This window comes from Prevotella intermedia ATCC 25611 = DSM 20706 (assembly GCF_001953955.1).
In the GTDB taxonomy this organism is placed as follows: Bacteria; Bacteroidota; Bacteroidia; order Bacteroidales; family Bacteroidaceae; genus Prevotella; species Prevotella intermedia.
This window is the reverse complement of record NZ_CP019300.1, coordinates 506,895-521,027: the sequence shown is the minus strand read 5'-3', so window position 1 is coordinate 521,027 and position 14,133 is coordinate 506,895. Positions and strand designations below refer to the sequence as shown.

Genomic DNA, 14,133 nt, shown 5'->3' with positions numbered 1-14,133 from the left:
GGGTAAATACTTTAATGTCAAAATAAAGTATTACATTTGCAACATCTTATAACTATAAAACCAATCTGAACAATAAATAAACTACATATATGATACGAAAGAAATGTTTATTTAGCCTTATACTTGCCCTATTGGCAAGCATACCTTCATTGGTAAGTGCAGACATTGTTACGGGTAAAGCCGTAGACGACAAGACGGGCGAACCGTTGGCAATGGCGTCGGTAAAGATGGAATGCAAAATGGGTGGAGCTATAATTTGGACCTCTACCACTACCGATTCGTTGGGCTACTTCAGCAATCAGTGTTCCTTGGAGGGGCGGCTAACGGTTACTGTGAGCCTTTTAGGCTACCACGATGCCAAGAAGAGAGGGTACTGCGGAAGCGGTTCGACTGCCGACACCATAAAGTTGGGAGAGTTCAGACTGAAGCCGTCGGACGTTGTACTCGACGAAGTGCTGGTGTCTGCAAAGGCAAAACGTTTCACCATACAGGGCGATACAATTGTGTTTAACCCCGCTGCATTCAAGCTAACCGAAGGTGCACGACTGAAAGAACTCATAGAAAAGCTGCCTGGAGTAACGAAAAAAGACGGCAAACTGTATTGGAACGACAAACCTTTGCGCCTCCAAATGAACGGACACGATATATTCGGAGGAAGCGGAATCGTTGCCGACCTGCCTGCAGAAGCCGTTCAGAACATTAAAAGCTACAACAAAGCAAGCGAATTTGCCAAACATTCGGGCAAAGACGACGGCAAGGAAGACCAAGTTTTGGATATTAAAATAAAGGCGGCCTTTATGGATAAATGGTATGGCGACATAAAGGCAAAGTTACAATCGCCCAAGAACTACGAGGCTGATATTACTTCTACAAAGCTCAGCGACAAGAATCCTATCATGTTCCACCTTAATACCAACAACGTAAACCGATATCAGAAAGTAGGTACAAGCTGGTGGGAAAGTGGCGACTTCGACTATTTCGGCAAGGCACAGAATGCAGCCTTGGGCTATCAGCACAACTGGAAAGCAATAGCCAACGAGTATCACTTCATTGCGTTTACTTCAAACTTCAATCACAAAGATGGCTGGGGAACCGACTACGAGACTTCTCAGTACTTCTCACCAAACAGTGTTACGACGTGGAGCCTCAACCGAAAGAAACACTATAACCATGAAATAGCGCCCGAAGTGCGCGCCGAATTGATGTCGTTTGTCGACAGAAATAACATCGCTGCAGCAAACTTAATCTTCAATTACACATTGCAACGAAACAATACAGAGACAGGTAGCGCACGCTTCGACACCGATACGAAACCTTACGGAGACTTTCCTTTAGACTTAGCACTAAGCGCAGGGCACGGAGATGCTGTCTATCGGCACATCATAAACCGGGAACGTTCGTACCAGCAACAAATAAACGAAGGTGGAGGAATCAAACTCGAAGGTATCTGGAAACACTTCATTGCCAAGAAAGCACAGTTGGAAATCAATGCCGAAATGACATATCAGAATGGCAACAACCGCTTCGATGCTCACCGTGAGCTGGAGTATATAAACAAAGGAACGTCCTCGCCGCTCTATCAATACAGCCGCGCACCCTATCATAACATAGAGGCAAGCGGAGAGGCTACGATAGAATACCACATCAATGACGCACTTATGCTAACCGCAGCAGAACAGTTTAAAGCCGGTAACAATAACATTCGGCAAAGTTTTTACAGTTCTCCCATCGCTTCAAAGATAGAAGACGACCCCGAGAGCGTGCTCGATGCAGCCAACAGCTATCGCAGTAAGCACTTAGAAACCAATGCCACAAGTACACTCGGAATAACTTACAAGGTGGGCAATTGGCAATTTATTCCTAAGGTAAACTACAATTTTGACTGGGAAAGACTGAACTATCAGCGCGACAGATTGGACACTGTGGCACACCGCAACAGCAATACCTTTATGCCGGAAATGGCTGTTAAATGGAAGTTAAACAAGAACAACCGCTTCGACTTCGCCTTCAACTATACGACAAAACTGCCCGAACTGCTGGCTACATTGGGCTATCGCGACGACACCGACCCATTCTGGATAGTAGAAGGAAATCCTCTCTTGCATCGCAGCCACCAGCATACAACCTCGTTAAACTATGCTGCCACAACGGCAAAACAGCAAGCTATGTTCCTCTTTAAAGTGGGTTACACACACATTGTCAACCCCATTGCTACCGTGTATAACTTCGACCCACAAACAGGCGTGTACCGTAGCCACAGCGAAAACGTGCGAAGCGGCAACGATTGGTTCGCTGAAATAACCTACGACCGAAGTTTTGGCGACTACATACGCTTCTCCAACAAGGCAGAAGCGCATTTCAAGAAAGCGTATGGCTATCTTGCCGACTTCAACGGACACGCTGCACAAGAGCAAAACCAACTGAAAATGTTTACTTTCGTATCAAATCCTGAACTGTCGTACGAAAGCGATTGGCTGCAAGCAGGCATCTTCGGAGAAATTAATTTGCAACGAAACCGATACTCGCTGGCGAGCCAATACAACAACACACCTATTGAATATGCCTACGGATTGCGCGCAACACTGAAGTGGAAAGGCTGGGAAATAAGCAGCGAAATACAAGACAAAGCCGCAACGGGCTATCTTGCACAAGAGCTGAACCGCCACCGCATACTCTGGGAGGGCTACATTCGCTACGTCTGGAAGAAGAGCAAGAGCTGGATTGGATTAAGTTTCGACGACATTCTGAACCAAAATCGCGAATACTCTCTCAATGTAAACTCAACGAGTCGCACCGAAAAGTGGAACGAAACACTGCACCACTATGTTTCCTTAACCTTCAACTACCACTTCGATGCAAAGGGAAAGAAGAAGTAAAAAGTATGGTCGCACTCTGCAAAAGAACCGTTATAAAGAGATTTTTGCTGGTGAATTTTAAATTATCTAAAGTCTGATAAACATTTATCTAAGCTTTGATAAATATTTCTCTAAGCTTAGATAATAAATTATCAAAGCTTAGATAATTTAAAAATATCCTTTAAAAATCGCATTATATACTATTGTATTGAGAGCGGAACAGCACAAAAGAGAAAACGAAAGGCGATAAAGCTAAAAACCATAGAGGAGTTTTCAGAACCTGATTGATAAACAAAGCCCCCTTTTGAGCGTGTGCTCAAAAGGGGGCTTGCATATATACTACATGTCAGTGGCGGATTAGTCGAGCCACTTAACGTATGAGAAGTCTTGGCGGTGTGGCAACAAATCGTTCTTAGGATACATACGAACGGCACACTTGAAAGCACCTGCATCAGAAGCATCGAAGTCTAACTGGAAGGTGTAGAGGTTGCCGTTGGTATTTACAAGCTTGAACGGAAGTACCTTGTGAATGGTTACATCATCGGTAGGATTGCTCTTGAGCATCACAAATTCCAAACCTACTGCATCTTGAAGACCTTGTTCGTCGATGGTATAGGTAAGGGTTGTTACCTTACCTGTTACGGCATTGTGCAACGAATCGAAGTTGCTTTCTACGACATTGATGCTGTCCCAACGCTCGGCAACGGTTTCCTTCCACTGTGCAATTTCCTTTGCAAGGCGGTTGTCGTTGTCGTGCAATTTTGCAGCACGCTCTGCCTGCTTGTTGTAGAACTTAGTATAGTAGTCGTCCAACTGACGCTTCATCGTGTAATGAGGCGCGATTGTGGCGATTGAGTTCTTTACTACCTTCACCCATTCTTCCGAGTAGGTCTTGCCTTCGGTCTTGTTGAAGAACAATGGAGTAATCTCGTTTTCCAACAAACCGTAGATGGTGGCAGCATCGAGCTGGTCTTGATATTCTTGATTTTGGTAGGTGCGCTTCTGTGGCAATGCCCAACCTGCGCCTTCGCGGTAGCCTTCTACCCACCAACCGTCGAGCACAGAGAGGTTTACAACGCCGTTCATCTCTGCCTTTTCGCCCGATGTACCACTGGCTTCCAATGGGCGTGTTGGTGTGTTCATCCAAATATCGACACCCGAAACAAGGCGGCGTGCAAGTTCCATATCGTAGTCTTCGAGGAAGATAATCTTGCCAAGGAACTGCGGCATACGCGAAATTTCAAAGATTCGCTTAATCAATCCTTGACCTGCACCGTCGGCTGGGTGTGCCTTACCTGAGAAGAAGAAGAGCACAGGACGCTCTGGGTTGTTCACAATCTTCTCCAAACGCTCCAAGTCGGTGAAGAGAAGGTGCGCACGCTTGTAGGTTGCAAAGCGACGGCAGAAACCTATCATCAATGCGTTAGGATTGATTTTCTCAAGGATAGAAACCACTTTTGCTGGGTCGCCTTGGTTGCGGAGCCACTGCTGGGTGAACTTGTCGCGGATATATTTTATAAGCTTGTTCTTCAAAGCCATACGGGTTTCCCAAATCTCGGCATCGGAAACGCTGTATATTGCGTGCCAAATGTCCTCATTGCTTTGGTCTGCCATAAAGTTCTTATCGAAATACTTGCTGTAGACTCTGCGCCATTCGGTAGCCGCCCAAGTAGGGAAGTGAACACCGTTTGTAACGTAGCCAACGTGGTTTTCTTCAGGGAAGTAGCCCTTCCACAGCGGTGCGAACATCTTCTGGCTTACCCAACCGTGCAAGCGAGATACGCCATTGATTTCCTGCGATGTATTGCAAGCGAAGGTACTCATACAGAAACGTTCGCTGTGGTCGTCGGGATTGGTGCGTCCCATGCCGATGAATTCGTCCCAAGTAATGCCCAACTTTGCTGGATAACCCGACATATACTTGCTGAAGAGTGCTTCGTCGAAGTAGTCGTGGCCTGCTGGTACAGGTGTGTGAACGGTGTAGAGCGAAGATGCACGTACAAGTTCCATTGCCTGATTGAAGCTCAGACCTTGTTCAACATAATCGCAGAGGCGTTGCAAGTTGCAAAGTGCAGCGTGGCCTTCGTTGCAGTGATAGATGTCTTTCTTAATGCCGAGCTTCTTCAAAGTGAGCATACCGCCGATACCGAGCAATATTTCCTGCTTGATGCGGTTCTCCCAATCGCCTCCATAAAGTGCGTGGGTGATAGGACGGTCGAACTCTGAATTCATTTCGTTGTCGGTATCGAGCAAGTAGAGTTTTATGCGTCCTACGTTCACCTGCCATACCAATGCATGCACCATATAGTTGTTATAAGGCACTTCAACCCTCATTTGGTTGCCGTCAGCATCGAGCACACGCTCGATAGGAAGCGAGTTGAAGCTCTGCGCATCGTACTTTGCTATCTGCTGACCGTCCATTGAAAGGCTCTGGCGGAAGTAGCCGAAACGATAGAGGAAACCCACTGCGCAGAGGTCTACATTAGAGTCTGATGCTTCTTTAAGGTAGTCGCCGGCAAGCATACCCAAACCACCTGAATAGATTTTCAACACTTGGTTGAGTCCGAACTCCATACAGAAGTAAGCTACTGAAGGACGTTTTGCGTTAGGTTTCACGTTCATATAGTCGGTGAACATCTTATAAACGTTCTTCACACGCTTCATCAGGTCTTTGTCTTTAACAATGGCTTCCTTGCGGTCGTAGCTCAATTGCTCGAGCAACAATACTGGGTTGTGCCCTACTTTCTCGTAAAGTTCTTCGTCCAAATGAGTAAAAAGGCTGCGTGCCTCGTGTGTCCAACCAAACCAAAGGTTGTGTGCAATCTCGTCGAGACAAGCCAATTCTTTCGGAAGACTTGACTTAACATTCACCTCTTTCCATTGAGGTTCATTTGAATAATCAGACTTAATTTTCATAATTTTATTTATTCTGTTTTTATATTTTATGCGTTAATCGTTGCTGTTTTATACGCTTGCTGTCGTTATTTCGCATTTATTCTTGCGTCGCGGTTCTTTATTGCGATGTCGTAAGCGGCTTCGTAAGCGTGTATGAACTCGCTCCATAGGGCTTTCTTCGATAGTTTCTGTGCGTTTGCCCTGCATTTATCGGCAGCCTTCTTGTCCATTACGGCGTATTCCTTAATGGTTTCCTTGATGGCATCTGCCACTTCCGAGTAGTTGTCGTCGGTGCGATGAATCACCTTTACGCCATCTGTTATCTCGCAATATCTGCCCTTCTGCTGGTTCGCCCATAAGCCAAAGCCTGCAAGGTCGGTTGTTATGCAAGGTACTTTAAACGCTACCGCCTCTAACGGAGTGTATCCCCAAGGCTCGTAATACGATGGATAGACACAGAGGTCGTTGCCTAACACAACGTCGTAGTAAGGCTTATCGACGATGCCATCGCTGCCGTTCAGGTAGCAAGGCACAAGTATGAGCTTCACTTTGTCGGTCTGTGCATTCGCAATACCCAAGTGGCGCATCATATTCAGCACTTTATCGCTGTCCGCATCGTACAGTTCGTGGGTAACAAACGGTTGTTCCAATGCTGTGTCGAACACACTGTCGGTTGCCAAACGCTCCTGCAAATCGGCACGAGGACGTGCCACCCAGCCTGGCACTTCTATGAAAGCGAGAACGTTGCGTTGCAGTTTCTCGTCGTGATTCAGTCGGTTCATCGCATCAATAAACACGTCGATGCCCTTGTTTCTGAACTCATAACGACCGCTGGTAGATACAATAAGCGTATCGTCGCCGAGCGTTGTGCCCGTAAGAGTTTCTGCTATACGCAGCAATTGCTTGCGCGCTGCCTTGCGTTTCTTGCTGAACGTGGCTGCTTTCGGTACGAAATCGTCTTCAAAACCATTTGGCAATACAACGTCTACAGGCTTATCCAAGAGTTCCTTACATTCAGAAGCGGTAATCTCGCTCACCGTTGTGAAACAGTCTACATAATGCGCGGTTTGCTTTTCAATGGAGTGTTTGCTTTCCATATTCAGCTCTCCTGCCATCTGGTCGCCATTGTAAGCCTGAAGATAACCGTACAACGGCTTGTTGTTTCCTGCTATACTGCGCCCTATTCCAGTTGCGTGGGTAGTAAAAAGTGTTGCTATTTCGGGCACATTGTGCTGCAAAACCAACGCTGCAAAGCCTGTTTGCCATTCGTTGGCGTGGAATATGACATTCTTAGAGTTGCTCAGATAGAAACGATAATAGCTTTCTAGCACCTTCGCAGCTGCCAAAGAGAACATCGCAGAGTCGTCGTAATCGCCATAAGCGTGCAGACTGTCTACGCCATAGTGCTCCCAAAGTTTACCGTAAAATTCATTCTTGCTGGCATAAAAAGATTGGAAATCTACCAAAAATGCTATCGGGCTGCCCGGAACGTTCCATCGTCCCACCCTCAAAGTCAAGCCTTCACGGTTTGCAACTGCCACCCATTCCTTAAAAAGTTCGTTGTCTTCCGTAAAGAAAGGGTTCTCCGTTCCGTTATAACAGTCGGGACCAACAAACACAACGTGGTCTCGCATCTTCTCCTGTAATGTCTTGGCACGTGTAGAAAGTACTGTGTAGATACCGCCTACCTTGTTGCATACTTCCCAGCTTGCCTCAAAAATAAAATCCAGAAACATCTTTTTGTTACTACTTATCAATCTTTGCAAAGGTACTATAAAAAACGAATAATGAAGAAGGAAACTTACCATTTTAAGACTTTTGACCTTTAAAATATGATATAAATCACGTTTTTATCAGCAAAACATTTAAAGTTTGAAAAAGAAACACCCTCTTTTCTGCAACCCAAAAGAAAAAGAACTATCTTTGTAGGAGTTATGAAAACAAAGCTCATTATATTCATATTCACAGCCTTCGGCTTGGCTGCAATGGCGTTGCCATCTATGGTTGCAACTGCTCAACCAACATATCAGCAAGGCGTCCCCACCGATACGACGACGTTTAAAGGGCACATAGAGAACCAAGAATACCAAGTTTGGCTCGACATAGACTTCTACAAACAGAACATCGTAGTGCCGAAACAAGAGATTTTTGGCGAGGTTGCAGGTTATCTTGGCGCAAAACGCGACACGCGAAAATGGATTATATCCGACGTAACAATAAAAGGAAACACCGCCACACTTACGATTATCAACGACTACGGCAGCGAAGACCTTGTGGCAACGCTTACGCACAATGCCGACGGCACCTACACTTTAAAGCAGGTAGAGGGTAGCACCATACGCATCGTGGTAGACAACAAGTGGGTGAAACTGCCAAAAACAATGCTGTTCAAGTAACGTGTAATCTCACTATTTTGTTATTTTAATGCCATTTCTCAATCGTATTTCAGGATAATAGTGTAAATTTGCACTAATTCTTAAAATACAAAATCGTTTATAAATAGAAAAGAATGATAAAGAAACTGCTTGTTGCGCTGTGTGCTTTCGCATTCATATCGCAAACAGATGCCTTGGCGCAAGGTACGTCAGACAAAAACCATAACTTCAAGGTTGCAAAGAACTTAGAAACTTTTTCTGCCATCTACAAATACCTCGATATGATGTATGTAGACACGTTGAATGCCGACGAAGTCATCGGCAACGGCATCAACGCTATGCTGCGCTCGCTCGACCCCTACACCGTTTTTTATCCAGAGGACAAGGTAAAGGAGCTAAACCTGATGATTTCGGGCAAGTATGCAGGCATTGGTGCGCTGATAAGGTACAACCTCAAATTAGACAACGTGGTGATAGACGAGCCTTACGAGAATATGCCTGCTGCGGAAGCAGGACTGAAAAAGGGCGATATAATATTGTCAATCAACGATTCGGCGATGCACAAAAAGACTACAACCTATGTTAGCAACCACTTGCGTGGCGATGTGGGCACCACCTTTCTTTTAAAGATTAAACGCCCATCGACAGGCAAAATTATGAAGTTGAAGCTTACCCGTAAGTCTATTCAAATGCCCGCTGTGCCCTATTACGGATTGCAGCAAAACGGAATAGGCTACCTAAACTTGAACTCTTTCACCGTAGACTGCTCAAAAGACGTCCGCCGTGCCTTCATAGAAATGAAGAAAGAAGGTATGAAATCGCTCGTACTCGACCTGCGAAACAATGGTGGTGGCAGCCTGCAAGAAGCCATAAACATTGTGAATATGTTTGTGCCAAAAGGACTTACGCTCGTAAATACCAAAGGTAAACTGCAACGTGCCAACCGCGAATACAAGACCGCAGTTGAACCAATAGACACCCTTATGCCGATAGTTGTGCTGGTGAATGGCGAAACAGCAAGTGCAAGCGAAATAACAAGCGGAAGCCTGCAAGACTTAGACCGTGCTGTCGTAATGGGAAGCCGAACCTACGGCAAAGGCTTGGTGCAGGCACCAATGGATTTGCCTTACAACGGAAATCTGAAGCTTACAACAAGCAAATACTACATTCCGAGCGGTCGATGCATTCAAGCCATCAACTACAAGCACAGCCGTGGGGGCTACGTGGAGCACGTTCCTGACTCGCTGACAAAGGAATTCCGCACGGCAAACGGCAGAATCGTGCGCGACGGTGGCGGTATCAACCCCGACGTGAAAGTTCTTCCAGACTCGCTTCCAAACATTGCGTTCTACCTTGCAAGCTCTGGTATGGACTCAACCGAAGTGATGCTGAACTGGGAACTCGACTATATAAAGCAGCACCCAACTATCGGCGAGGCTAAGAACTTCGTTATTTCAGATGCCGACTACGAGAGTTTCAAAGCGGCTGTAATAAAGAGCGGCTTCAAATACGACCGCCAAAGCGAGAAAGCAATAAAGAACCTTGTGGACATTGCAAAGTTTGAAGGCTACTACGACGATGCCAAACCCGAGTTTGAAGCGTTGGAAAAGAAACTGCAACACAACCTCGCAAAGGAACTCGACCACCACAAGCAAACCATAAAACAGCTTGTTACAGCCGACCTTGTGGCAGCCTACCACTACCAACGGGGCGCAATAGCAAACAGTCTGCAATTCGATAAGCAATGGAAAGAAGCCGTGAAGCTACTCGAAAATGCAGAAGAATACAAGAAGATATTAGCACCAAAGCAACACAATTAATACATTTACCAAGAGTACAGAGCCCTTTCTGTACTTTTGGTAAAACTTCATTGAACTCCACATAAACTTAATAAAAAGCCTACTTTAAGAATAAAAAGAAGGTAACAAATCTGTAAACATTTTTCACAACCGTATCTCTTGCGCAACACACTCTTTATCAACGCATTACAAAACCTATTGTTTTGCATTCCAAAAGCGGCTCTTTTGCACGGTAAAAGCGTAGGTTTTGCATCGCAAAACAGCCGCTTTCGCAATGCAAAATCGAAATTACCGTTTTTCTAAGAAATTATCTTTACAAAACAACAGCTGTTTTCAGCGAAAACAACCGCATTTGCATAGGGGTGTAATTCATCACATTCCGCCTATCCACACTTCTGTTTGCTTCGCATTTTCAGATACGCATAGAAGCCAAAAAGCGTGTTTACCCAATGGGCAAACACGCTTTTTTATATTGTCAGAGAGTTGATAACTCCCCCTTATCGAACATTCACCTTAGCGGCTTTGTTGCCTACACGCACGATGTAAGTGCCAGCAGCGAGAGATACACGTGCTTCGTTATCAGCCAGCTTGCTTTGGTAAGCCAACTTACCATCAATGGTATAGACAGCAAGCGTGCTGTTCTTTGCACCAACGACAGTTATACCGCCATCTACAAGCTGTACCTTTACATCTTCGCCTGCGCCGACACCATCAACACCTGTTGGGTTCGGGTCGAAGCTTATATAGTTGGTTATCTGGTAGAGATTAGGCAAACGGCTGTTTCGCATCAAACAAACAAGATTGTTAGCAACCCCTGCCAACTTCAGTGTAGTTACACCATTGTCAATAGAGAACTCATCGCTTTCCAACTCCTCGCCTTGTGGTTCACCGTCAATTACAGTGATATTGCCAACAAACCAACGGTAGTTCGTTGCTTCACCATCAACCTTAGCCTCAGAACTTAGGTCTACCTTACCATTGATGCACTTCACGTCAAGCGGTTCCTGAAGGTTATAAGAGTACTTACCATAAATACTCTTGCCATCACGGTCTACAGCTATTGGCATCGTAGAGAATCTCAACTTGTTCTTTACAAGGTTCAAAACATTCAGTTTAGAGTTCTTAGAAACATCAACCTTGGCAAGCTTGTTGTCGTTCAACCAAAGCTGCTCCAAAGCAGGCGCATTGTCGAGCGAAACGCTTTCAAACGCATTCTTGCTTAGGTCAAGGTTCCAAAGGTCAGGGTTATCTATCGTAATCTCTTTCATATTGTTACCTGCCAGAAGTGCAAGACCAAGCTTCTTAGCCTTCGACAAGTCGAAAGTCGTAAACTTATTATCGTTCAAAGCAATGAAATAAAGGTTCGGATACTTCGACAAATCGAGTTCCGTCAGTTCATTTCCACTGAGGTTCAACTGCGTAAGGGCAGTAGAAGCAGGAATCTTTACTGATGTAAGTCCTGCATCAGCAACTGTAATTGAACGAGCATCTTTCAAGCCAGAGAAGTCAGACGCTCCAATCTTAACGCGTGATACACTGAATACCGACAGCTTGTCTTGCTCGTTGGCAACAAGAACTCGCACCTTGGCATTTGCCTTTGACTTCGCTCTGAAGAGCTTGTAAGTAGTGTCCAATGTGTACTGAGTAACGTTTCCGTCAGCATTCCACTCGAAGTAAACAGAGGTTCCCTTAACAGGACTTGCCAAAGAAAGCTCTACGCTGTCCGTTGCATTTAGTGTTGTGAAAGATGCCAATTCGTATTTAGGCATATCAATGGGCTGCACAAGAGTTGTCTTGAACACATTTTCGCCCTTGAAAGCAGGATAAGCAGCATGCGTCATCTCACAGTAAATCTTACCCACACTGAGGTTAAGGAACTTAGAGGCACCATCTTTTATGGTGTAATCTGTGCCTTCTTTCAGCTTTTCACCGTTCTCTTTCTTCCATACGTATTGTGTTGTAGCACCGTTCTTTGTAATGAATTGCTCAGAAAGGTCGATGCCAGGAGAAGATGCAGAGATTTCAAGTACGTGCTGTGGTGCATAGACGAATTGGTCGTTCTCCAATCCAAAGTCCTTAGGCATATTAGCCAATGTGAAGTTGTTTCCACTCACATTCAGATAAGCCATAGGTGCAACAGGAGGTATCTTGATTTCCGTAAGTTCGTTGTTTGAAGCGTCCAAACGCTCTAAGAGTTCACTGTGATTGAGCAACAAGCGAGTGAAACCATTATTAGAGATATTGAGCGAACGGAGGTTATCAGCATCAGATACATCTAACTTGGTCATCTTGTTGTGGCTTATATCGAAGTTGCGAACAGCGTAGAAGTCATCAAACTCGTAGTTTTCCAACTGGTTGTTACTTAAATTAATGTCAGTCAACAGACTCTTATAGAAATAAGATGATGGACCTTTCAACGTGAGTCGGGTAAGCAAGTTGCCTGAAAGGTCAAGCTTTTCAAGTTTATTGTTATAGCCGAGGTCAATATTTCTCAAGCCTGCATTCCTCAAAGAAAGCACGCGCAATTGGGGTAATGCGGTCAAGTCGATATTATCGATGCTCAAATTGTTGGTTTCCAATGCAGTTACATAATGGTCTTGCGGTACATAGACAATAATATTGCCTGAACCTTTGCGCTGAGTATCGATGTTTGGTGTTGTTGGACGGTCTGACTTAATTGCCATTGGAGTAAGATTGCCATCGCCCAAATCTACTTTTACAGTAACAGGAGCAGCGTTGGTAGCACCCAAAATACCGACAGACATCTTTATTGGAGCACCTGCTGAACCAAGACTTGAAATTTCAACAGCCTTTATATCCTTACCAAAGTCTTCAGCAGTTCTGATAGTGAAATTCTCGGTGCGGATAGGATAATCCTTTAATACGGTATTGGTAAACTGAAGGAACACTTGGTCGGAAAGTGCCTTCAACAACGTAATCTTACCATTCTCATACTTATAATATGTATCATCTAACTCAACAGGCTGCGTCGGGTCGGCTTTCGGAACTCTATAAAGCTTTCCATTGGTCGTTGTACCTTGACGCAACACGCGCTTGGTGAGGTCAATGACATCACCCACCTTATAGGTGTCGTTCAACTCCATTTCGTGCTGTGCATGGTAATACTCGAACCAGTTACCAGGCCAAGGCAATGTGGCAAAGTCCATATAGTTGTAGCGAACATTGACACTGTAAAGGTCTGGGTTATTGGTTACATCGAGAGAACGTAGGAGGTTGTTGTCGCAAGAGAAAGTAAAGAGCTTTGGATTCTTGCTGACATCGAGCGTCTTGAAGTTGTTACCACCACAGAAGAAGTAATAAAGTTCAGGACAATGTGAAACATCAATGTTATCAAACTTCACATCAGTATTCACTGAACCAGAGCTATGAGAGATATAAAGTTCCCTTATCTTTGGATTATGGCTGAGGTCGAGTGTCTTAATACGTGAGTCGCTTACATTCAACACCTGCAATTCAGGGTTCTTAGAGAGGTCTACAGAAGAAACATTGGTCATATCAAGACTCAAACGTTGCAGCTTAGGACAAGCCGTTGGGTCTACATTTGTCAGAGTCAAAGAGTGATAAGCATCGAATGAACGCAACGCTGGGAAGTTACGGAGCGTGAAGTTTGGAGAAACATGACCACACTGTGGAATCTCCAATACCAACAACTTCGGCAAGGAACCTATCATCAGCGGTGTTGCTTTCGTGAACGGATTATCCTGCAAATAGAGAATTTGCAGATTCTTCAAATCGTCTATATTAAGAGCATTCAAGACATTGTGCTCCAAATTAAGTACCTGAACCTTCAAATTGCTGTGGAACTTAATCTCGTCAATCTCGTTACCTGCAGCATTGAAATAGTAAATCTGTGTTGGGTCGCCGTAAATTTTTACCCAGCCTTCCTTTGATACCTGACCTGTGTAAAGGGAACCTTTGATAGACTGGTCTTCCTTCAATTGAGCAACATCGACTTCAAACTCTTCTTCGCCGGCACCACAATCGATGCTGACAACCTGCTTTTTCTCTGCTGCTCCAAGAACAAATGAAACACTTGGCGTAATGCCACTACCTTGCGCTTTCTCATAGATATTCGTATGAAAACTTATGATAAGCTCCTCATTTTGTGCATGCGCACCGAGAGGATTGAAAATCATCGCCATCAAAATCAGAAAAACTGATGATAGCAAATTTAACTTATTCTTCATA

Annotated in this window: 6 protein-coding genes; 3 read left to right on the top strand and 3 right to left on the bottom strand. The window is 44.8% G+C overall.

All coding sequences use genetic code 11. The features are described from left to right. Positions 1 to 89 precede the first annotated feature (89 nt). Complete coding sequence (locus BWX39_RS02200; RefSeq protein WP_028905667.1) at positions 90 to 2,876, top strand: outer membrane beta-barrel protein; 2,787 nt, start codon at positions 90 to 92, stop codon at positions 2,874 to 2,876. Between the two features lie 336 nt (positions 2,877 to 3,212). Here BWX39_RS02200 and glgP read toward each other — a convergent pair whose 3' ends face one another. Both glgP and BWX39_RS02190 read right to left on the bottom strand, forming a co-directional pair. Further along, on the bottom strand, positions 3,213 to 5,771 hold the full coding sequence (gene glgP / locus BWX39_RS02195) for an alpha-glucan family phosphorylase (RefSeq protein WP_028905668.1): 2,559 nt from the start codon (positions 5,769 to 5,771) through the stop codon (positions 3,213 to 3,215). 65 nt (positions 5,772 to 5,836) lie between these two features. After that, on the bottom strand, positions 5,837 to 7,486 hold the full coding sequence (locus BWX39_RS02190; RefSeq protein WP_028905669.1) for a glycosyltransferase: 1,650 nt from the start codon (positions 7,484 to 7,486) through the stop codon (positions 5,837 to 5,839). Positions 7,487 to 7,684: 198 nt separating this feature from the next. Here BWX39_RS02190 and BWX39_RS02185 point away from each other — a divergent pair, with 198 nt between their 5' ends. Next, entirely contained in the window at positions 7,685 to 8,146 is a 462-nt protein-coding gene (locus BWX39_RS02185) for a hypothetical protein (protein ID WP_028905670.1), read from the top strand. A gap of 113 nt (positions 8,147 to 8,259) precedes the next feature. Beyond that, the gene (locus tag BWX39_RS02180) at positions 8,260 to 9,945 is read left to right on the top strand and encodes a S41 family peptidase (protein ID WP_051129502.1); all 1,686 of its coding nucleotides are present in this window, start codon (positions 8,260 to 8,262) and stop codon (positions 9,943 to 9,945) included. Between the two features lie 476 nt (positions 9,946 to 10,421). Here the strand turns inward: BWX39_RS02180 and BWX39_RS02175 are convergent, their stop codons facing one another. Beyond that, positions 10,422 to 14,132, bottom strand: coding sequence for a hypothetical protein (locus BWX39_RS02175; RefSeq protein WP_028905672.1), 3,711 nt, complete (start codon positions 14,130 to 14,132; stop codon positions 10,422 to 10,424). Position 14,133: the final 1 nt, after the last annotated feature.